24 protein-coding genes are annotated in these 21182 nt (G+C 60.5%); 18 read left to right on the forward strand and 6 right to left on the reverse strand.

Features of this window, described 5'->3' with window-relative positions:
* Window positions 1–32: 32 nt before the first annotated feature.
* Window positions 33–623: a hypothetical protein gene (locus E5K00_RS05735; protein ID WP_135462294.1), complete on the forward strand. Its 591-nt coding sequence runs from the start codon at window positions 33–35 to the stop codon at window positions 621–623.
* Window positions 624–1332: 709 nt separating this feature from the next.
* Here E5K00_RS05735 and E5K00_RS05740 read toward each other — a convergent pair.
* Window positions 1333–1569, reverse strand: coding sequence for a hypothetical protein (locus tag E5K00_RS05740; RefSeq protein ID WP_135462295.1), 237 nt, complete (start codon window positions 1567–1569; stop codon window positions 1333–1335).
* Window positions 1570–1743: 174 nt separating this feature from the next.
* Here E5K00_RS05740 and E5K00_RS05745 point away from each other — a divergent pair, with 174 nt between their 5' ends.
* Genes E5K00_RS05745 through E5K00_RS05760 form a run of 4 tightly spaced genes read left to right on the forward strand, consistent with a single transcriptional unit; the run spans window position 1744 to window position 4443 of the window.
* Window positions 1744–3021: a glycoside hydrolase family 2 TIM barrel-domain containing protein gene (locus tag E5K00_RS05745; protein ID WP_135462296.1), complete on the forward strand. Its 1278-nt coding sequence runs from the start codon at window positions 1744–1746 to the stop codon at window positions 3019–3021.
* 35 nt (window positions 3022–3056) lie between these two features.
* Window positions 3057–3395 (forward strand): hypothetical protein, encoded by a 339-nt coding sequence (locus E5K00_RS05750; protein ID WP_135462297.1) that lies wholly within the window; start codon window positions 3057–3059, stop codon window positions 3393–3395.
* Between the two features lie 9 nt (window positions 3396–3404).
* On the forward strand, window positions 3405–3908 hold the full coding sequence (locus tag E5K00_RS05755; RefSeq protein WP_135462298.1) for a GNAT family N-acetyltransferase: 504 nt from the start codon (window positions 3405–3407) through the stop codon (window positions 3906–3908).
* The gene (locus E5K00_RS05760; RefSeq protein WP_135462299.1) at window positions 3901–4443 is read left to right on the forward strand and encodes a GNAT family N-acetyltransferase; all 543 of its coding nucleotides are present in this window, start codon (window positions 3901–3903) and stop codon (window positions 4441–4443) included. Before E5K00_RS05755 ends, E5K00_RS05760 begins: the two co-directional genes overlap by 8 nt.
* Window positions 4444–4642: 199 nt before the next feature.
* On the opposite strand, the gene E5K00_RS05765 is transcribed toward E5K00_RS05760, so the two are convergent.
* From E5K00_RS05765 to rsmA, 5 genes are all read right to left on the reverse strand, one after another.
* The gene (locus E5K00_RS05765; protein WP_135462300.1) at window positions 4643–5398 is read right to left on the reverse strand and encodes a slipin family protein; all 756 of its coding nucleotides are present in this window, start codon (window positions 5396–5398) and stop codon (window positions 4643–4645) included.
* Between the two features lie 269 nt (window positions 5399–5667).
* Complete coding sequence (locus E5K00_RS23255; RefSeq protein ID WP_135462301.1) at window positions 5668–6570, reverse strand: nuclease A inhibitor family protein; 903 nt, start codon at window positions 6568–6570, stop codon at window positions 5668–5670.
* Window positions 6571–6735: 165 nt separating this feature from the next.
* Entirely contained in the window at window positions 6736–7209 is a 474-nt protein-coding gene (gene greA / locus E5K00_RS05775; protein ID WP_135462302.1) for a transcription elongation factor GreA, read from the reverse strand.
* A gap of 102 nt (window positions 7210–7311) precedes the next feature.
* Window positions 7312–8310 (reverse strand): NAD(P)-dependent oxidoreductase, encoded by a 999-nt coding sequence (locus E5K00_RS05780; protein ID WP_135462303.1) that lies wholly within the window; start codon window positions 8308–8310, stop codon window positions 7312–7314.
* A gap of 27 nt (window positions 8311–8337) precedes the next feature.
* Window positions 8338–9195, reverse strand: a complete 858-nt coding sequence (rsmA, locus tag E5K00_RS05785; protein ID WP_135462304.1) for a 16S rRNA (adenine(1518)-N(6)/adenine(1519)-N(6))-dimethyltransferase RsmA — start codon at window positions 9193–9195, stop codon at window positions 8338–8340.
* Between the two features lie 167 nt (window positions 9196–9362).
* Between rsmA and E5K00_RS05790 the strand changes: the two genes are divergently transcribed.
* The 13 genes from E5K00_RS05790 to E5K00_RS05850 all read left to right on the forward strand — a co-directional run bounded on the left by E5K00_RS05790 (window position 9363) and on the right by E5K00_RS05850 (window position 21155).
* Complete coding sequence (locus tag E5K00_RS05790; RefSeq protein WP_135462305.1) at window positions 9363–10817, forward strand: leucyl aminopeptidase family protein; 1455 nt, start codon at window positions 9363–9365, stop codon at window positions 10815–10817.
* Window positions 10818–10841: 24 nt separating this feature from the next.
* A complete protein-coding gene (locus E5K00_RS05795) occupies window positions 10842–11216 on the forward strand; it encodes a four helix bundle protein (RefSeq protein WP_135462306.1) in 375 nt (124 codons plus the stop codon).
* A 49-nt stretch (window positions 11217–11265) separates the two neighbouring features.
* Window positions 11266–12327 (forward strand): 4-hydroxythreonine-4-phosphate dehydrogenase PdxA, encoded by a 1062-nt coding sequence (gene pdxA / locus E5K00_RS05800; RefSeq protein ID WP_135462307.1) that lies wholly within the window; start codon window positions 11266–11268, stop codon window positions 12325–12327.
* Window positions 12328–12457: 130 nt separating this feature from the next.
* Window positions 12458–12826 carry a helix-turn-helix domain-containing protein gene (locus E5K00_RS05805; RefSeq protein WP_100335672.1) on the forward strand — a complete coding sequence of 123 codons (369 nt, stop codon included), beginning with the start codon at window positions 12458–12460 and terminating at the stop codon, window positions 12824–12826.
* Between the two features lie 77 nt (window positions 12827–12903).
* The gene (locus E5K00_RS05810; protein WP_135462308.1) at window positions 12904–13437 is read left to right on the forward strand and encodes a YceD family protein; all 534 of its coding nucleotides are present in this window, start codon (window positions 12904–12906) and stop codon (window positions 13435–13437) included.
* A gap of 55 nt (window positions 13438–13492) precedes the next feature.
* Entirely contained in the window at window positions 13493–13714 is a 222-nt protein-coding gene (rpmF, locus tag E5K00_RS05815; RefSeq protein ID WP_135462309.1) for a 50S ribosomal protein L32, read from the forward strand.
* Window positions 13715–13777: 63 nt separating this feature from the next.
* Complete coding sequence (plsX, locus tag E5K00_RS05820) at window positions 13778–14719, forward strand: phosphate acyltransferase PlsX (protein ID WP_135462310.1); 942 nt, start codon at window positions 13778–13780, stop codon at window positions 14717–14719.
* Window positions 14720–14777: 58 nt separating this feature from the next.
* On the forward strand, window positions 14778–15791 hold the full coding sequence (locus tag E5K00_RS05825; RefSeq protein ID WP_135462311.1) for a beta-ketoacyl-ACP synthase III: 1014 nt from the start codon (window positions 14778–14780) through the stop codon (window positions 15789–15791).
* A 188-nt stretch (window positions 15792–15979) separates the two neighbouring features.
* Window positions 15980–16543, forward strand: a complete 564-nt coding sequence (gene efp, locus E5K00_RS05830) for an elongation factor P (protein ID WP_135462312.1) — start codon at window positions 15980–15982, stop codon at window positions 16541–16543.
* Window positions 16544–16571: 28 nt separating this feature from the next.
* Window positions 16572–17054: an acetyl-CoA carboxylase biotin carboxyl carrier protein gene (accB, locus tag E5K00_RS05835; protein ID WP_135462313.1), complete on the forward strand. Its 483-nt coding sequence runs from the start codon at window positions 16572–16574 to the stop codon at window positions 17052–17054.
* Between the two features lie 105 nt (window positions 17055–17159).
* Window positions 17160–18506 (forward strand): acetyl-CoA carboxylase biotin carboxylase subunit, encoded by a 1347-nt coding sequence (gene accC, locus E5K00_RS05840; protein ID WP_135462314.1) that lies wholly within the window; start codon window positions 17160–17162, stop codon window positions 18504–18506.
* Window positions 18507–18580: 74 nt separating this feature from the next.
* Window positions 18581–18994 (forward strand): hypothetical protein, encoded by a 414-nt coding sequence (locus E5K00_RS05845; protein WP_135462315.1) that lies wholly within the window; start codon window positions 18581–18583, stop codon window positions 18992–18994.
* A gap of 346 nt (window positions 18995–19340) precedes the next feature.
* Window positions 19341–21155: an alpha-amylase gene (locus E5K00_RS05850; RefSeq protein ID WP_167856759.1), complete on the forward strand. Its 1815-nt coding sequence runs from the start codon at window positions 19341–19343 to the stop codon at window positions 21153–21155.
* Window positions 21156–21182: the final 27 nt, after the last annotated feature.

A 21182-nucleotide genomic window follows, 5' to 3' on the forward strand; every position in this document is an offset into this window, starting at 1 on the left:
TATTCTAGCTAGCCATAAACTCAGCAAGTGCTATGAAATACACCTCCAAACAAGGTAACTACATACTCGCTGCTTTGTCATGCCTTACCGTAGTCAGTACTGCAGCGCTTATAAGATTAGGGAAAGACAATTATTACTTTTTAGCACTAACAGTATGCTTTGGATCTTTATTTCTCTTCTTTGCTCTAGTTCAAATCATTGCAGATATTTTATCTACAACAGATCATCCAGCAACTAAGAACTCCGACAACTTTAATTATTTATTAACTACTAATGGTGTGTTCATGTATACCGAACACGGCTTTTCCCTGACCGTCGCCCAAAAGCATACCCTCATCGAGTGGGCGCAGGTCAATACGTTGCTGGGGTTTAAGGCGGATCTGCTCACCGTGGACTGCATCTGCCTCGACGTATTTGCGGCAAACAACGTACGGTTCAGGATATCCGAGCAAACGTTGGGCTGGTACACCTTTCTACGCAAGCTGGAAGAGCTATTTCCGGAAATCGACAAGGGCTGGGAATTCCGCATTGCACAACTGCCCTTTGCAACGAACCTTCGTGTTATTTATGACCGGGAGAAAAGATCCTTGGAAGAACTCCAAGACCAGCTCTATACTTCCTAAACTTTTCTGCGGCCGCTAATTTCGTGACCTCTGTGGCACTCACGGCCCTTATAAGGTGAGGGCCGGGCCGTCGGAAATTGGTGGACCCAGGTACTACCAAGAAACCTGGCATACCCCGCCACAAGTGTCCCGGGGCCGCCGAGAAAGCCAGGAGCGCCCGGCAGAGCTCTGGAAGGCCCGCCGAGAAACTTCGGGGTGATTTCCAGACTTCTGGCAATGCCTCCCGAAAACTTCGGGGCACCATCCAGAACTCTGGACGACCTTCCAAAAAACTTCGGGATGCCTGCCAGAACTCTGGCAGAGCTTCCTGAAAAGCCGGGAGTGCCTTCCAGAGCTCTGGTTACTGACCCGCGAAAAACAGGTGGGCCTTCCAGAGTTCTGCCGGACTTTCGAAGAAACCTGGCGGTACCGCCCACTGGCCGCCACTGGCGCGAGTTTAGGCGCAGCCGTACCTCGTGCCAGCTATACGGTGGAGGTTGTACCTCCACTGCCGCGCCAGCGGCAAGCCGGAACCGCGCCGCTTGGGGAACCCAGGCGTTGTCGTTCTGGCGGGGGAGGCACAGCCTCCCATAACTGAGGGGCACGAGGTACGGCTGCGCCTAAACTCGCGCCAGGAACCAGCCAGCAACCAGCCAGGAACCACGAAAAAGCCCCACCCCGGCCAGTAAAGGCCAGCAATGGGGCTTTTGCCGCTATAAGCTGGTTAGGCTTACAGGTTGGGATTGAAGCTCGGGGCGGAAGTGCCCTTGTTCTTGTTGCGGTTGTAGAGGTAAGCCGCGCCGGCGGCCAGCAGGGCGCCGGTAGCCAGCTTGCGGCCCATGCCGCCGGAGCGGGCCGTCGTCGGATAGGTGCCGGGGGCCGCGTTGCCGCCGCCGAGGGTGCGAAACAGGCCCGAAAGCAGGCCTCCCATAGTACCGCTGGGGCGGTCAGAACCAAAGATGCTCATGAGTGACAAGGAAAGATGGTGGAGCTGTTGGTACGCAACGAAAGCCGGCCCGGTTGCCGCCTGGTTATCATCCCGGGCGGAACCCGACTCCGCCCCGGCGGGCGGGGCCGGCGCGCGGATAGAAAAGACCTTTTAGCTTTAGGGCAGTATTCGCCCCTGCTGATCTGCCCCTCTATGAAACCCTACCTCCTCTTGCTCCCCCTGCTGGCCCTTGCCACCACCGCCCCGGCCCAGACCGGCCCCATAAAGGTGGAAGTTCGCCAGGCCGCCGGCCGCTACGAGCTGCTGCGCGGCGGCCAGCCCTACTTTATCAAGGGTGCCGGCGGCGGGCAGTTTCCTGACCGGGTGAAGGCCTACGGCGGCAACTCCCTGCGCACCTGGGACACCGAAAGCGCCGCCCAGGTGCTGGCCGAGGCCAACCGGAACGGCCTCACGGTGATGGTGGGCCTCGACGTGGCCCGGGAGCGGCACGGCTTCGACTACAACGACCCCGCGGCCGTGGCCCGGCAGGTGGAGAAAATCAAGGCTGAGGTGCTCAAGTACAAGGACAATCCGGCGGTGCTGTTCTGGGGCATCGGCAACGAGCTGAACCTGGAGTACACCAACCCCAAAGTCTGGGACGCGGTGCAGCAGATTGCCCAGATGATTCACGAAGTCGACCCCAACCACCCCACCAGCACCGTGCTGGCCGGCCTGAATCAGAAGGAAGCCGACTTCATCAAGGCCCGGTGTCCGGCCGTGGATATTCTGAGCATCAACACCTACGCCGGCCTGGCCGAAATTCCGCAGCAGGTGCGCGCCGTGGGCTGGACGGGCCCCTACGTGGTGGCCGAGTGGGGCCCCACCGGCCACTGGGAAAGCCCCGTCACGCCCTGGAAAGCCTCGGTGGAGGAAACCAGCAGCCAGAAAGCCGCCGTGTATAAGAGCCGCTACGAGGCCTCGGTGCAGAAAGACAAAACCCAGTGCCTGGGCACCTACGTGTTTTTGTGGGGCCAGAAGCAGGAACGCACGCCCACTTGGTACGGCATCTTCACCGAGGATGGCAAGGAGTCGGAAGTGGTAGACGTGATGCAGTACCTCTGGAGCGGCAAGTGGCCCAGGAACCGCGCCCCGCACCTGGCCAGCTTTATGCTGAACGGCAAACAGGCCACCGACAACGTGTACCTGGCGCCCGGCCAAAGCGTGCCCGTGGCGGCCGTCGTATCGGACCCCGACAAGGACCCGCTGACCTACCGCTACGAGCTGCTGCCGGAAAGCACCGACCTGAAAACCGGCGGCGACCGGGAAAGCCGCCCCACGGCCATTCCGGGCCGGGTGCCGGCCAGCGCCAAGGGCCAGACGACCCTGAAGGCCCCGACCCAGGAAGGCGCCTACCGGCTATTCGTGTACGCCTACGACGGCAAGGACAACGTAGCCACGGCTAATATTCCGTTTTATGTGAAGGGCAAGTAGGGCTACTTCATTATTGGCAAATTATCAGGAACATCATGCAGAAATATACTTCAGTCGAGGATCAGGTTTTGTATGGCTTGGACAAAATTGATAGAGACAGAAAGGTCGAAATCAGCTTGTACGATTTGGTATTTGTGGTCAAGACAATTGAGGAACTCAACAGATTCTTTCATCAGCCCATGCACTACACTTCATCAGAAGATGTAGTTGAATACCTCGGCACCGTCAATAGTGGTGCTTTCTCATTGATTCATAAAATGAATTATGGAATGCTTCACAAGTATTTACCAGAAGACATAAAGAATCAGATGGGTTGGGAAACTGATGAGTTAGTAAATCCAAACCCACCTTATTATTTCAAGCCCAAAGAATAAAATTCACCCATGTCCTTTACCCTCCGCCCCTGGCGCCCCGACGACCTGGCCAGCCTCGTCAGCTACGCCAACAACCCGGAAATTGCCCGGTTCATGACCGACCAGTTTCCCCACCCTTTCACCGAGGAAAAAGGCCGGGGCTTTATCAGCATGGCCACCAGCCACTCGCCCCAGCGCATCTTCGCCATTGAGGTGGATGGACAGGCCGCCGGCGGCATCGGCCTGCACCCCCAAACCGACGTGCAGTGCAAAAACGCCGAGCTGGGCTACTGGCTGGCCCAGCCGTTCTGGGGCCGGGGCATCATCACCGAGGCCATCCGCGAGGTTGTCGACTACGGCTTCCAGACCTTCGACATCACCCGCATCTTCGCCCGGCCCTACGGCACGAATATCGGCTCCCGCCGCGCCCTGGAAAAGGCCGGCTTCGTGCTCGAAGGCCAGTTTGAGAAGACCCTGTTCAAAAACGGCGAGTTTCTCGACGAGCTGGTCTACGCCGTGCGCCGCCGTGGATAGCCTGACTACGCCCCGCCTGCTGCTGCGGGAAATGCAGCCCGCCGACGCGCCCGGCATCCTGGCCCTCGACTCCGACCCCGAAGTGCTGCGCTACGTACCCGGCCCGCTGATGCAGACGCTGGAAGAAGCCGCGAAAGTGGTGCAGTACGTGCGCCAGCAGTACGCGCAAAACGGCGTCGGCCGCTGGGCCGTGGTGCGCCCCGACACCGGAGAATTTATCGGCTGGTGCGGTATTAAGCTGATGAATGACCACGTCGTCAACGGCCGTACCAACTACCACGACATCGGCTACCGGCTGCTGCGCCGGCACTGGGGCCAGGGCTACGCCACCGAGGCCGCCCAGGCCAGCCTGCGCTACGCCTTCGACGTGCTGCGGCTGCCCGAAATCCACGCTACGGCCATGCAGGCAAACGTGGCCTCCTGCCGGATTCTGGAGCGGCTGGGTTTGGAGAAGCAGGGGGAGTTTGTGCAGGATAATGCCCCGTGGAACTGGTATACGCTGGTGAATCCGGACATGCCTTCTGGTAGAAAATAACGTTGTTTCGCCTGTCATCCTGAGCCTTAGCGAAGGACCTGCCTCACCTACCCCACGGCAGGTTGTACCAACGCAAAAAGCCCTTTACCACCAGCGCGGTAAAGGGCTTTTCTACGTTGAAGGGCGTTTATCAGAGCATGGAGGCAGGTCCTTCGCAAGCTCAGGATGACAGGTGTCAAGCATTACCTCAACCTCCTGCCTACACTTTGCCCGCCAGCTGCGTCAGACTTTTGGCGGCCTGGGTAAACTCCGAGGGCACCATTACAATGGTCGTGGTATTGTTGTCGATGCCGATTTCGGAGAGCATCTGCAGGCGGCGCAGCTCCAGGGCAATGGGGCTGTCTTCCATCTGCTTGGCACCCTGGGTGAGCTTGATGCTGGCTTCCAGCTCGGCCTCGGCCTTGATGATGCGGGCCCGCTTTTCGCGGATGGCCTCGGCCTCCCGGGCCATGGCCCGCTGCATGGATTCGGGAATTTCCACGTCCTTGATTTCGACCATTTCAATCTTGACGCCCCAGGCCTCGGTAGCGGCATCGACCAGCCCCTGCAGCGTGGCGTTGATCTGCTGGCGCTCCTTGAGCACCTCATCGAGCTGGTGCTGCCCGATGATGTTGCGCAGGGCCGTGACGGAAAGCTGGTACACGGCCTGGTGGAAGTTGGCCACCTTGATAATGGCCGCGGCCGGGTCCACGACCCGAAACCAGAGCACCGCGTTTACCTTAATGGTCACCGAGTCCTTGGTAATGGTTTCCTGCTGCTCCAAATCCACGGTTTTGGTGCGCATGTCGATGGTTTGCTGCCGCTCGATAAAGGGGATAATCCAGTAGAGCCCGGGGCCCCGGGTGCCCACAAACCGGCCGAGGCGAAACACAATGGCCCGCTCGTATTCCTGAGCGATGCGCAGGCCTAGCAGCAGAAAACCGACGACCAGGGCCAGAATCGAATAGAGTGACATGATGAAAGGGAAGATCAGGGAACGGAGTTGTTCGATGCCGCTCCCGCCGCACGCGCCGTGCCACCCTGCCCCCGCCAAGGTCTAATCGGGCTTGGCAGCGCGTACCGGCACTTTCCGCGCATACCTTCGGCCCGCCGGCCCGCCTGTACCCTTTCATTTTGGGGCGGTGCGTTTTCGGTTTTGACCCGGTTAGGCTTCAGCGGACTACCAAACAAAGCGCCTGGCTCCAGGGCAGGAACCAGGCGCTTTTTCTCCAGGATTGATCCGGCTTAGGTTTCAGTCAGCACGGTTTTGAAGCCGGCCAGCTGGCCGTCGGAGGTGCGGCCCAGGGCGTAGGCTTGCACCTGCGGGCCGGTGCCGATACGGTACACTTTCGCCTCGCTCAGCTCCTGCTTCAAGAACATCTGCAGGGCCTTGTAGCGGTTGGCCAGGTCCGGGTTGCCCAGCACGCCGTCGTCGGCGGTGTGGTTGCGCAGAAACTGCATCAAATCCACGGTTTTGACCTTGGTGCCGGCCGGCTGCCCCGTCAGCTCCAGCAGGTTGGCGTCCGTCACGGCCCCGGCCGGCGCCGCGTAGCTCACCACCGTCAGCGGCGCTTCCGACTCGCTGACGTAGTGCAGGCCCTTGGTGAGCTGCTGCAGCTGCTGACTAGTGGCATCGGTGGCCTCAGTAGCGGCGCTGGCGGCGGCGGGCTCGTTGGCTTCCACGGTTTCGCGCTCGGCTTTGCTTTCCAGCGGCTTGGCGGCCCGGCGGCCCGCGGCTTCCCCGGCCGAAGCGGCCGGCACCTGGGCCCCGATGGCGGCGGCCAGCTCATTCATGCGGCGCTCTTCCACTTTGATCTTGGGGTTGGCAAAGTTCATGTCCGACACCTTCGTCATCGGAATCAGGTGAATGTGGGCGTGGGGCACTTCCAGGCCGATAACGGCCACCCCGACGCGCCGGCAGGGCACGGCTTCTTTCACGCCCTTGGCCACGCGCTGGGCAAACTGGTGCAGGGCGGCCAGCTCCTCGGGGGCCATGTCGAAAATGTAGTCGACCTCGCGCTTGGGAATGACCAGCGTGTGGCCTTCCACCAGGGGCGTAATGTCGAGAAAAGCCAGGTGGTGCTCGTCTTCGGCAACTTTATAAGCGGGCAGCTCGCCCGAAACAATGCGGGAAAAGATGGAAGGCATACGGTGAGGTGGTGAAGTGGTGAGTTAGTGAGTGGGGCTTTGGCGCTAACGGAACTGCTGGGCCAAAGTACGCGCCAAAACGCAAAAGGGCGAAGCCGCTGGCTTCGCCCTTTTCAGAATACCGGAAATGGAAACTCACTAAGTCACCATCTCACTCATTCACCGCTAGCGGCTTACTTCCAGGATCTGGAACTGCAGCTTGCCGGCCGGTACGGTGATTTCGGCCGTGTCGCCGGCCGACTTACCCAGCAGGCCCTTGCCGATGGGCGACTTCACCGAAATCTTGCCGGCGGCCAGGTTGGCTTCCTCCTCGGCGACGAGCAGGTAGTCGAGCACCATGTTGTTTTTCAGATTCTTGAGTTTCACTTTACTCAGAATCAGCACTTTGGTCACGTCCATGTTGGTGTCGTCGATAACGCGGGCGTTGCCGACGATTTCTTCCAGCTTGGAGATTTTCAGTTCGAGCAGGCCCTGGGCCTCTTTGGCGGCGTCGTACTCGGCATTTTCGCTCAGGTCGCCTTTGTCGCGGGCTTCGCGCAGGTCCTCAGCTGCTTTGGCCCGGCCGCGGATTTTAAGGTCCTGCAACTCGTCTTTGAGCTTTTGCAGACCTTCGGGGGTATAGTAATTAACGGAAGCCATGGCGGTGGGGTAGTTTGCTAAAAAACAAGGAGAACGGTCAGCGGGGCCGACCGTTCTCCGAAACAGGTTTCAGACAAATATACGAATCCGGCGCAATTCCCGCTAGCATCCGCTTCCCGCGGGCCGCAGAAATTCTCCGATTTTGTGGGCCAGCACCTCATTTATACGCTGGTACGACTGGAAGCTCCAGCCCCCGATATGGGGCGAAAAAATAACGCTGGGCGACGCTTTCAGATACTCCAGGGTGGCCTGCTGGGCCGGAGTCAGGGTGGCCAGCTTCTCATTTTCAAGCACGTCGAGGGCCGCGCCGCGCACCTGCCCGCTTTGCAGGCCGCGCACCAGGGCGGCGTGGTCGAGCACCTCGCCCCGGGCCGTGTTTAGCAGCCAGACGGGGTGGCGAAAACCCGTGAGCAAGTCCTCGTTTACGAAGTGCCTGTTGGCCGCCGTGTAGGGAATGTGGATGCTGAGCACCTCGGCGCGCGCCTGCAACTCCGCCAACGGCACCAGGATGGCGTTGTAGTCGCCGGGGTGGTCGGGGTTGGTGTCGTGGGCCAGCACCGTGCAGCCGAAGCTGCTCAGGCGCCGGGCGAAGGCCGCGCCCATGTGGCCGTAGCCCAGAATGCCCACCACTTTGCCGCCCAGCTCCTCGCCCCGGTTGGCTTCGCGCTGCCACAGGCCCTGCCGCACCTCGTGGTCGGCGCGCACGATGTTGCGCAGTAAAGCCAGCAGCAGCCCCAGCGCGTATTCGCCCACCGCGTCGCGGTTGCCCTCGGGCGCGTTGAGCAAAGTCACGCCCGCCGCGGCCAGCGCCGCCTCGTCGATGTTATCGACGCCGGCCCCGGCGCGGGCCACGTAGCGCAGCCGGGGACCGTGGGCCAGCAGCTCGGCCGTGATGCGGATTTTGCTGCGCACCATCAGCCCGTCGTAGGGCTGGGCGGCCAGGGCAGCCGGTATTTCGGCGGCCTTCAGATCGGGCCGGTAGTGCAGCACAATGCCCAGCGGCTGGAGCAGCTCGGGCAAAGACAGGTGCATTTCATCCACGCAGAGGCAAAGCGAGGTGGCAGCGGGGGCCGGTTCGGGAGGCAGGGCAGGTTCACTCATCCTACGTCGGGGTTAGCTTAGCAAAGCTTATTCTTCTTCGGTTTCGTCGGCAACGTTCTTTTCGCGGCGCGACTTGGCATTGTTCACCGTTGGCGGGGCCACCACGCGGTGCTGCTCGATGTGCTTGGTCAGCTCCACGAAATCGGCCACGCTGAGCTGCTCGGCGCGCTTCTCGAAAATCGGGTCCGTGGTAGCTTCGGCCACCATGCCGAAGGGCTTCAGGGCGTTGCGCAGGGTCTTGCGCCGGGTCTGGAAGGCCTGCTTCACCACCTGAAAAAACAGCTTCTCGTCGCAACCCAGGTGCTCGGTGCCGTTGCGGGTGAGGCGCACTACGGCCGACTGCACCTTGGGCGGGGGAATAAACACGTGGGGCGGCACGGTAAAGAGCATTTCCACGGTGTAAAACGCCTGCAAGAGCACGCTCAGAATGCCGTAGGTTTTGGAGCCCGGGGGCTCGGCCAGCCGGTCGGCCACTTCCTTCTGAATCATGCCCACCACCTCGCGCACCTGCTGCCGGTGGGCCAGCACCTGAAAGAAAATCTGGCTGCTGATGTTGTAGGGAAAGTTGCCGATAATGGCCAGCGGCTGCTCCGGAAACAGCTTTGCGAGGTCCTGCCGCAGAAAGTCGGCCGACAGGATACGACCTTCCAGGGCCGGAAAGTTGCGCCCCAAATACTCCACCGACTCCCGGTCAATTTCGACCACCGTGGTGCGGTACTCGGGGTGCTTGAGCAGGTCGCCGGTCAGCACGCCCATGCCGGGCCCGATTTCCAGCACTTCGGTCACCCCGTCGGGCAAGCGCAGCGAATCCACGATGCGCCGCGCAATGTTGGGGTCGGCCAGAAAGTGCTGACCTAAATGTTTTTTGGGGCTAACGTGGTCCATTTTGCGGAAAAGTGCGCCGATGAAGCGTAAAAGGAAGTGAAACGAGCCGGCGCGGAAGGTGGGAAGCCGCCCAAGCGCCGCCGTTCGGTTCTTGGTCCTGATACTTCAGTTCTACCAAAGGCTGCCTACCTTGCGCGCCCTTACTCGCCCCAAAGATACGTTCGTCCATGTCGATTCAACTAGCCACCGCCGCCGCGCTGCCCCAGCACGCCACCGCCGTCTTCCTGCTGCCCGCCGGCACCCAGGAGCTTCCCCAGTCGCTGCAGGACCTGCACGAGGCTGCCCGCCAGTACGTTGCCGACCAGCTCGCCGCCGACAGCAAGCTGATTACGGTCAACCACTTTTCGCACCAGCACTACTTTGTGGTAGCCGCCGAAAAAGCCACGGTGCCCCTCACGGCCGAAGCGATGCGCAAAAGCGGCCACCAGCTGCATGCCCAGCTCAAAGCGGCCAAGGTAGCCGAGCTTTACGTGCAGGATTTGTCGGGCCACGCCGATTCGACCCTGGCGTTGGCGCTGGTAGAAGGTCTGGCCCTGACGGCCTACCAGTTTGCGGGCTACAAAACCGACGAGAAGTCCAAGGAAGCCGCCTCGCTGACCCGCATCAGTGTGGTAGGCGACGCCACCGACAAGGAGCTAACCGAGCTGGATGGCGTGCTGCAAGGCGTGTTCCTGGCCCGCGACCTGATCAACATGCCGCTGAACAAGCTCAACGCCGAGCAGTTTGCCGAGCGCATGGCCGCCGCCGGGGAAGAAGTCGGGTTCCACACCGAAATTCTGGATCTGGTCCGCATCGAGGCCCTGCGCATGGGCGGCCTGCTGGCCGTCAACCAGGGCAGCCCCGAGCCGCCCACGTTCACTATTATGGAGTACAAGCCCGCCGGTGCCACCAATGCCAAGCCCTACGTGCTGGTGGGCAAGGGCGTGGTGTTCGACACCGGCGGCCTGAGTTTGAAGCCGACGCCGGCCTCGATGGACATGATGAAGTGCGACATGTCGGGCGGCGCGGCCGTGACGGGCGTGCTCTACGCGCTGGCCAAAAACCAGGTGCCGCTGCACGTTATCGGCCTGGTGCCCGCCACCGACAACCGCCCCGGCGGCCTGGCCTTCGCCCCCGGCGACGTGCTGACCATGTACAGCGGCCTGACCGTGGAAGTACTCAACACCGACGCCGAAGGCCGCCTCATCCTGGCCGATGCCCTGGCGTTTGCCCAGAAATACGAGCCCGAATTTGTGGTCGACATTGCCACCCTCACCGGCTCGGCCGCCCGCGCCATCGGCAAGGAAGGCATCGTGGCGATGGGCACGGCCTCGGAAGAGCAGATGGCCGAGCTGAAAAAGTCCGGCAACCGGGTGCACGAGCGGGTCGTGGAGTTCCCGATGTGGGAGGAATACGCCGAGCACATCAAGTCCGACATTGCCGACATCAACAACCTGGGCAAGGCCGAAGCCGGCGCCATTTCGGCCGGCAAGTTCCTGGAACGGTTCACCGGCGGCTACCCCTGGGTGCACCTCGACATTGCCGGCCCCGCCTACCTCATGGCCCCCGACTCCTACCGCGGCAAAGGCGGCACCGGCACCACCGTGCGCCTGCTCTACGACTTTTTAGTGCATCGTGCCTAGTGCCTGGTGCCTAGTCAAACTGCAATGAACGACGTAAAATCATACACGGAGCTTTTGGTTTGGCAGCAAAGCCGAAGCCTGGCCAGTGCCGTTTATCAGCTCACGCGGGATTTTCCGAAAGAAGAGCTGTTTGGCCTTGTCAGCCAGATGCGCCGCTGTGCGGTTTCCGTTCCGTCAAACATTGCCGAAGGCTGTGGCCGCCAACATCCACGCGACACGCTCCAGTTGTTTTACATAGCCCGTGGCTCTCTGTACGAGTTAGAAACGCAACTGTATATTGGCCTGGATCAACATTATTTAAGTCCTGCGCAATTCGCCGAAGTTGATACTAGTCTGACGCAGTGCAAAAAGCTGCTGCACGGCTTTATCAACCATTACAAACAAAAGCTGGTCGACTAGTGCATCCTAAGCACCAAGCACCAAGCACCAAGCACCAAGCACTAAAACCATGAGTACTCTTCCCCGCCTCGGTATTTCAGTGGGCGACCTAGCCGGTATCGGGCCGGAAATCATTTATAAAACCCTGCTCGACGCGCGCCTGCTCAAGTACTGCACGCCAGTGGTGTACGGCACGGCGACGGTGCTCTTCGACGATTTCCCGGCCGATAAGCAGCAAAGCGCGCCCCTCACCTTCCGCCAGGTGCGCTCCGCGGCCGACATTGACCCCGGCAAGCCCAACGCCGTGACCTGCTGGGACGAAGACTACACCCTCACGCCCGGCCAGCCCTCCGAAGCCTCGGGCCGCGCCGCCCGCGAGTCGCTGCTGGCCGCCTCCCGCGACCTGAAGGCCGGCCTGCTCGACGGCCTCGTCACGGCACCCATCAGCAAGGAAAACACCCAGTCCGACGAGTTCCGCTACCCCGGCCACACCGAGTTTCTGACCAGCTTTTTCGAGGCCCCCGAAAGCCTGATGCTGCTGGCCAGCGAGGATCTGCGCGTGGCCACTGCCACCGGCCACATGGCCCTGAAAGACGTGCCCGGCCGCCTGACCCGGGAGTTGCTTCTGGCCAAGCTGCGGATTCTGCTTAAGTCGCTGAAAGGAGATTTTGGCATCGACAAGCCCCGCGTAGCGGTACTCGGCCTCAACCCCCACGCCGGCGAAAACGGCCTGCTGGGCTCCGAGGAAGCCGACGTCGTCACGCCCGTTATTCAGCAATTGCTCAGCGAAGGCCACCTGGTATATGGCCCTTTCCCGGCCGACGGCTACTTCGGCACCGCCCAGTTCCGCTCCTTCGACGCCACCCTGGCCCTGTACCACGACCAGGGCCTTATCCCCTTCAAGACCATTGCCTTCGAGCGGGGCGTCAACTTCACGGCGGGCCTGCCGGTTATCCGCACCTCCCCCGACCACGGTACGGCCTACGGGCTGGCCGGGCAGTTCAAGGCCGATGAAACGTCGTTCCGGGAAGCCGTCTACATGGCCTGCGACCTGATCCGGCAGCGCCAGAAGTACGCGGGCCTCAAACCCTTGGTGCCGGGCCCCGCCCCCCGCGGCGGCCGAATGGAGTAAAGCAGTTTCACTGCGGAGTACTTTCTTTTCAAAAATGAAATTTACTTTGCCGAATCAAAACTCTGTTGTAGTTTTGTAGCACCAAGGCCAACTGCTGGCTGCTTGTTTCTTCCCGTTTCAACGTCTCCGCATGCTTCTCCACACCCCCGCTGACTACCGCACGGCCCTGCGCCGACTCGATGCGCTGGCGGCGGCTGGAGTGGAAGGCAACCCGGCGCTGGAAGCCGAGTTCCGGGAGCTGATTGTGGCCCTGGATGCGTACGAAGGCCAGCTGGGCCTGCTGCCCATCCCGACCCTGCCCACCTCCCTGGCCGAGATGATCGAGCTGAAGCGGCAGCAGATGCGTCTCAAGCAGAAAGAGCTGGCGGAGCTGCTGGAAGTACCGGCCGGCCGCCTTTCCCAGATTCTGAGCGGCAAGCGCCGCGTGACGCTGGACCTGGCCAAGCGCCTCTACGAGCGACTGAACATCCCCTCCGATTTCATCCTCAAGAACGCCTGAGCCGGCCGGTCACCATCTTCGCGTTTTCCTAAAACGCGGAAATCTTTCTACTTTTGCCCCCTTGCAATAAATTCCCCGTGAAAAAGGACTCGCAATACGATTTGAACATTGCTAAGCTCGCCAGCAAAACGCACCACTTCGCGTTTGAGCTCGGCCGGGCTTTCTTTGAGCAGTTCGAGCAGAACCTGATTCAGGACGGCCAGCTCCACGCCGACGTGGAGTTGACCAAAACGGATTTGCTCATCACCCTGGACTTTCACATCTACGGCACCGTGCGCCTCACCTGCGACCGGAGCCTGGACGAGTTCGACCAGCCCATCGACGTGCGCCACTCCCTGCGCGTGCGCTTCGGCGACCAGAACCTGGAGCTCGACGACGATGTGCTGCAAATCACGCCCGAAACCCAGGTGCTGCCCATCGCGCAGCATTTGTTCGACTACATCGGCCTGGCCATTCCGATGAAGAAGCTGCACCCGCGCTTCCAGAATGAGCCCGATGAAAACCCCGATGCCGACACCAAGCTCATCTTCTCTACCCGCCAGCCCGGCGACCCGGAAGATGACGACGAAGGCACCGACCCGCGTTGGGATGCCCTGCGCAACCTCAACTAACGGCCCCGAGGCCGCCCCGCATTTAACATTCAACACTTAACATTTCCCCTTACCCATGGCACATCCTAAGCGCCGGCAATCCGCTACCCGCCGCGACAAACGTCGCACCCACGACAAACTGACTCCCAAAGCAGTTACCATCTGCTCGAACACGGGTGAGCTGCACCTGCGCCACAAGGCCTACGTAGTTGACGGCGACCTGTACCTGCACGGTAAAGTAGCCATCAAGGATTACGCTCCCGTAGCCGCTGCCGCGCCCGCTTCCGACGAAGAATAAGCGCTGCCTCGCCAGCCTTCGCTGGCCCGCCTTCCCGACTCCCTACCCCTTGACACCTCGTACATGAAGATAGCCCTGGACGCAATGGGAGGCGATTTCGCCCCCCAGGCTGCCGTGGACGGCGCCGTGCTGGCTGCCCAAAAGCTTGCCGGCGCGGCTCAGATTGTGCTCATTGGCCAGGAAGATGCCGTGCGCCCCTTGCTCCAGCAGCACGGGGCCGCGGCTGACGGCCTGATTCTCCAGCCTGCCTCGCAGATTATCGAGATGGGTGAGCACCCTGCCAAAGCATATCAGCAGAAGCAGGATTCCAGTATAGCCGTCGGCTACCGCATGTTGCACAATGGCGAAGTAGAAGCTTTCTGCTCGGCCGGCAACACCGGGGCCATGCTCGTCGGTGCCATGTTTAGCGTGAAGCCGGTTTCGGGCGTGATGCGCCCGGCCATTGCCAACTTCGTTCCGAAGCTGGCCGGTGGTTTCGGCATTCTGCTGGACGTCGGGGCCAACGCCGAGTGCAAGCCCGAGATGCTGGAGCAGTTCGGGGAGCTAGGTTCGCTCTACGCCCAGTACGTGCTGGGCATCGACAAGCCCAAAGTGGGCCTGATGAACCTGGGCGAGGAAGAAGGCAAAGGCACCGTAGTTACCCAGGCCGCGCACCAGCTGCTGAAGGTGAACCCCCATATTCACTTCATCGGCAATATCGAGGGGCGCGACCTGTTCAATGACAAAGCCGACGTAATTGTCTGCGACGGCTACACGGGCAACGTGGTGCTGAAAATGGCGGAGTCGGTGTACGACGTGCTGGCTGAAAAGCAGATGCACGACCCCTTCTTCGACAAGTTCAACTACGAAGCCATTGGCGGCAGCCCCATCCTGGGCATCAACGACAACGCCATTATCGGGCACGGCGTGAGCACGCCGGAAGCTATTTGCAACATGCTCCTGCAGGGGTATCAAATGGCCAAATCCGGCATTGCCGACCAGATAAAAGACACTTTCAAGTCCTAGCGACTAAGTCCGGCTGAGGCCGGACTTTTTTTGCTTATTTTTTCCTGCTTTCCCCCGAATGAAAATCACTGCTGCCATAACCGGAGTGGGCTCTTATGTGCCCGACTACGTGTTGACCAATCAGGAACTCGAAAAGCTGGTGGATACCACCGACGAGTGGATTACAACGCGTACTGGCATCAAGGAACGACGAATTCTGAAGGGCGAAAACCAGGGCACCTCGGTGATGGCCATTAAAGCCGTGGAGCAGCTGCTGGCCAAAACCGGCACCCGCGCCGAGGATATTGACTTGCTGATCTGCGCCACCACCACCCCCGACCTGGTGTTTCCGGCTACGGCCAACATCATTTCGGCCGCCGTGGGCACCACCAAGGCCTTCAGCTACGACGTGCAGGCGGCCTGCTCAGGCTTCCTGTTTTCATTGGCGACGGGCGCGCAGTTCATTCAGAGCGGTATTTACAAGAAGGTCGTCGTCGTGGGTGCCGACAAAATGTCGAGCATCATCGACTACACCGACCGCGCCAACTGCATTATTTTTGGCGACGGCGCCGGGGCCGTGCTGCTCGAGCCCAACACCGAAGGCTACGGCCTGCTCGACCAGGTATTGCGCTCCGACGGGCGCGGCGAGCAGCACCTGCACCAGAAAGCCGGCGGCTCGCGCCGCCCCCCAACGGCCGAAACGGTAGCCAACCGGGAGCATTACGTGTACCAGGAAGGCGCTACGGTCTTCAAGTTTGCCGTGACCAACATGGCCGACGTCGCCGCGCAGGTGATGGAGCGCAACCACCTGACCAAGGAAGACGTGGCCTGGCTGGTGCCGCACCAGGCTAATAAGCGCATTATCGACGCCACGGCCAACCGCATGGGCGTGGGTCCGGAAAAGGTAATGCTCAACATTCAGCGCTACGGCAACACCACCAACGGCACGATTCCGCTGTGCCTGGCCGACTACGAGCAGCAGCTGCACAAGGGCGACAACCTGGTGCTGGCGGCTTTCGGCGGGGGCTTTACCTGGGGCTCGATCTACCTAAAATGGGCGTACGACCCCAAACCTGACCCGCAACAAGCGTAAATAAGCGGGCTGGACGCGGAAAACTCCTATACTTGCACTCCCAACGTGCCGCCCCGCCACTCTCCGGGACGGCACGTTGCGTTTCCTGCCAGCATCTGACATCCTGAAACTTAAGTAGGTAGATTGTTTAGCGCGTTTCCGGCCCCGAACATCTTCCTTCCAGAATATTCCTTTCAAAATTCCCAAGCATGGCCACTACCGCAGATTTTCGCAACGGTCTGGTACTCGAGTACAACAATGACCTCTACGTCATTACTGAATTCCAGCACGTGAAGCCGGGCAAAGGCCCCGCCTTCGTGCGTACCAAGCTCCGCAACATCAAAACCGGCAAGGTGCTCGACAACACCTTCAACGCCGGCGTGAAAGTAACCACCGCCCGCGTGGAGCAGCGCCCGCACCAGTTCCTGTTCAAGGACGACTACGGCTACACCTTCATGGACAACTCGACCTTCGAGCAAGTGTCGTTGCCCGAGGCCATGGTGCCCTTCGCCGACCTGATGAAGGAAGGCCAGGAGTGCACCATCCTGTTCCACGCCGAAACCGAGCAGCCCCTGACCGCCGAACTGCCCACGACCGTGGAGCTGGTCGTGACCTACACCGAGCCCGGCCTGCGCGGCGACACCGCTACCAACACGCTGAAGCCCGCCACCGTGGAAACCGGGGCCCGCATTCAGGTGCCACTGTTCGTTGAGCAAGACACCAAAATCCGCGTAGACACCCGCGACTACTCCTATGTCGAAAGAGTCAAATAAGCAGCCGAAACACCCCACCGAAGCCGCCATGAAAGCCAAAGAACTCCAGGACCTGATTGACTTTATTGCCAAATCAGGATTGAACAAAGTCAACATCGAAACCGAGGAATTTAAAATCTCGGTGCAGCGCGAGCCCAGCACGAAAGTGGTGAGCAGCCACGTAGCCGCCGCGCCGGCCCCGGCCCCGCAGGCGGCGGCTCCCGTCGCCGCCCCAGCGCCGGCCGCTGCCGCCGCCCCAGCCGCTACCCCAGCGGCCCCGGCCGCCAGCAACCACCAGCCGCTGAAAGCCCCGATGATTGGCACGTTCTACCGCAGCAGCGGCCCCGAAGCCCCCGCTTTCGTGAACGTGGGCGACGTGGTGGAAAAAGGCCAGGTTATTTGCATCATCGAGGCCATGAAGCTCTTCAACGAGATTGAAGCCGAAGCCTCGGGCCGCATCGTGAAGGCCCTGGTGGAAAACGCCACGCCGGTCGAGTACGACCAGCCCCTGTTCCTGATCGAGCCGATGTAATTTTGAGAACTAAGAACCAAGAGCTTAGAGCTGAGACTGAACCACGGAAAACCCGTCCAGAGTCTAAGTTCTAAGCTCTTGGCTCTTACATCCCCACCCAGACCTGTGTTTAAAAAAATACTGATTGCAAACCGGGGCGAAATTGCGTTGCGCATTATTCGTACCTGCAAGGAAATGGGCATCAAAACGGTGGCCGTTTACTCGACTGCCGACAAGGAAAGCCTGCACGTGCGCTTCGCCGACGAGGCCGTGTGCATTGGTCCGCCCAGCAGCGCGCAGTCGTACCTGAACATTCCGACGCTGATTGCCGCCGCCGAAATCACCAACGCCGACGCCATTCACCCCGGTTACGGCTTCCTGTCGGAAAACGCGGAGTTTTCGCGCATCTGCCAGGAAAATAACATCAAGTTCATCGGGGCCTCGCCCGAGATGATCAACCAGATGGGCGACAAGGCCTCGGCCAAAGCCACCATGATTAAAGCCGGCGTGCCCTGCATTCCCGGCTCGGTCGGCCTGCTCGACTCGCTACAGGACGCGCTGAAAATTGCCCACAAAATCAAGTACCCCGTTATTCTGAAGGCTACGGCCGGCGGAGGCGGCCGTGGTATGCGCGTAGCCCACAACGACGAGGAGCTGGAAAAAGGCTGGAACGACGCCCGGACCGAGGCCAAAGCCGCTTTCGGCAACGATGGTATCTATCTGGAAAAGTTCGTGGTGGAGCCCCGCCACATCGAAATCCAGATCTGCGGCGACCAGTACGGCCACGTGTGCCACCTCTCGGAGCGCGACTGCTCGATTCAGCGCCGGCACCAGAAGCTGGTGGAAGAGGCTCCTTCGCCCTTCATGACCGACGAGCTGCGCGAGAAGATGGGCAAGGCCGCCATTGCCGGCGCCGCCGCCATCAACTACGAAGGCGTGGGCACCATCGAGTTCCTGGTGGATGCCAACCGCGACTTCTACTTCATGGAGATGAACACCCGCATTCAGGTGGAGCATCCCGTGACGGAGGAAATCATTAACTACGACCTGATCAAGGAGCAGATCAAGGTGGCGGCCGGCATCCCGATTTCGGGCAACAGCTACTACCCCAAGATGCACGCCATGGAGTGTCGCATCAACGCCGAGGACCCCAAAAACGGCTTCCGCCCCTCCCCCGGCAAAATCACCGTGCTGCACATTCCCGGCGGCCACGGCGTGCGCGTCGACACCCACGTGTACGCGGGCTACACCATCCCGTCGAACTACGACTCGATGATTGCCAAGCTCATCACCGTGGCCCAGACCCGCGAAGAGTGCATCGTGAAAATGAAGCGGGCCTTGTCGGAGTTCGTGGTGGAAGGCGTGAAAACGACCATTCCCTTCCACCTCGCCCTGATGGACAACCCCGATTTCAAAGCCGGCAAGTTCACCACGGCCTTCCTGGAAACCTCGTTCGACTTTTCGACGATATAAAGCTTAAAGTCTATTGCAAAAAGCGCCCATTCTATCCGGAATGGGCGCTTTTTGTTGTCTATACCTTAGCTGCTATGCCACCGCTTGTACTGCCTGCGCTGACCCGTTCCATCCGTTGGCTGGTGGTGGTAGCGGCCCTTCTGATAGTTGGTGCCTGTTGGATCTATATCCGGGAAGGCTCCTATTGGTCGGCCACCGTCCAATTGCTGATGCTGGCCTTGTTGCCCTTTGCGGATAGGCAGCTTGCCCGCTTGCCGACCCAGGTGAAGTTCGATGATGGGTTTTTATACGTTTTCTGGGCCGACCGAGAAGACCGGATACCCATGACCGACATTCAGGCTATTCGCTTTACCGCCGCTACCAGCAACGGCTTCCCAATCTTCCGCTTGCTTTACACGCACGCAGCAGAAACCCAGTCATTATACGTTCTGGGCGGCCCGGCCCTGCAGACCCTGTCGGCCTCCTGGCAACGCCGCCAGGCGCAGTAAGCGTTGCCCCGCTTCCGATGGTATCCGGCCCCGCCGGCTCTTTGCTGCCTGCTTCAGCGTCGACTTGGCTTTTCGGCTAAGCTAAGTGGCTGATTACAACTTTTTACAAACTTTTTTTAGGGCTTTCCAGAGTTATACTAAACCCATTTAGCAAGCCTTATTTCTTGCGTAGTTTATTACGATTACTACCTCAAAAACAGGCACTTAACTAATTAACCAGCACTATATTACGAATACTTCATTTTAAATGGCTTTTTATTAATAATACCGAAATAATATTGCACGATTACTGAAATATTGCCTTATACTTGCCCTACGATTCTGCACTAACCAAAACACCCACAGTATGAACAAACTTACCGCAGCGGCCCTTTCGGGTCTGCTTGCCGCAGGCTTGCTTTTGCCTTCCTGTTCCAAGGATGGCGTTCAGCCCGGCACTACTTCCTCGCCCGTAACGGCAGCCACAACCAACAGCGCCGTAGCCGTCAACGGCGTAATGATGCAGGGCTTTTACTGGGACACGCCCATCACGACCACGGCCGGCAGCTGGTGGCAAAACCTGGGCAGCAAGGCCCAGGAGCTGAGCGACGCGGGCATTACGGCCATGTGGCTACCCCCAGCCTACAAGGGCGGCAGCCAGAGCGACGTCGGCTACGGCGTGTATGACCGCTACGACCTGGGCGAGTTCAACCAGAAAGGCACCGTGGCTACCCGCTACGGGACCATCGGCCAGCTGCAGTCGGCCATTACCAGCCTGCACGGCAAGGGCATTCAGGTGTACGAGGACATGGTGATGAACCACCTGACCTGGGCCGACGCCCAGGAAACGGTGAACGGCAACACGGTGTACACCAAGTTCAACTTCCCCGGCCGGGGCACCACCTACAGCGCCTACAAGTGGACTTCGGCCAACTTCACCGGCACCCAGCAGGCTCCCAACAACGGCTGGTACCAGTGGAAAAGCTGGGACTTCCAGCCCTACGCCAACGGCGACGCCTACGACAACCTGCTGGGCTCGGAAATCCAGTACAACGGCAACGCCAGCAACCAGAACGAAACCATCAGCTGGGGCAACTGGATTACCACCAAGCTCAGCCTCGACGGCTACCGCCTCGACGCCACCAAGCACATCTACACGCCCTACCTGAACCAGTGGCTCGACGCGGTGAAGGGCACTTCGGGCCGCTTCGCCGTCTCGGAGGCCTGGTTCCGCAACCTGGGTGATTTGAACAACTACGCCGCCGCCACCGGGGGCCGCACCAGCCTGTTCGATGTGCCCCTGCACTACACCTTCCAGGACATGAGTAACGGCAACGGCTCGTGGGACATGCGCGGCCTGCAGTTTGCCGGCTTCACCGAGGCCAACGGCGCGCTGTCGGTGTCCTTCGTCGATAACCACGACACCGACCAGCAGGGCGGCGCGTTATATTCGCCGGTTACCAACCTGAAGATGCTGGCCTACGCCTACATCCTGACCCGGGCCAAGGGCTACCCCTGCGTGTTCTACCGCGACTTTTACGAATACGGCCTGGGCACCCAGATCAAGAAGCTGATGGCCATCCGCAAGGCCAACGCCTACGGGGCAGCCAACGAGTACACCGCCGTGAATGACGCCGACGTGTACGCCTACTCCCGCGCCGGCGACTCGACCCACCCCGGCCTGCTGATGATGCTCAACGACGGCAGCACCGGCCGCTCCAAGACCATTACCACGCCCTTCAAGAGCGCCACGCTGACCGACAAAACCGGCAACAGCACCGCCACCGTTACCACCAACTCGGCCGGCACTGGCACCTTCCCCGTCAATGCCCGCAGCTACTCGGTATGGGTGCCCGGCACCGGCGGCACTACGCCCCCGCCCACCGGCACCACCACGGCCGTGTCGTTTAACGTGACCTACAGCAACACTGTCTCGGGCCAGGATGTGTACGTGCTGGGCAGCACCGCCCAGCTCGGCAGCTGGAACACGGCCAACGCCATTAAGCTCAGCGGCGCTACCTACCCCGTGTGGAAAGGCACCATCAACCTGACCAGCGGCACCAGCGTGCAGTACAAGTACATCCGCAAGGACGCGGCCGGCAACGTGCTCTATGAAGGCGGCACCAACCGCACCTTCACGCCCAGCGGCACGAGCATGACGCGGACGGAAACCTGGCAGTAAGTTGGGTGAGTGAAGTGAATAAGAAAG

The sequence above is a fragment of the Hymenobacter aquaticus genome, from assembly GCF_004765605.1.
GTDB lineage: Bacteria > Bacteroidota > Bacteroidia > Cytophagales > Hymenobacteraceae > Hymenobacter > Hymenobacter aquaticus.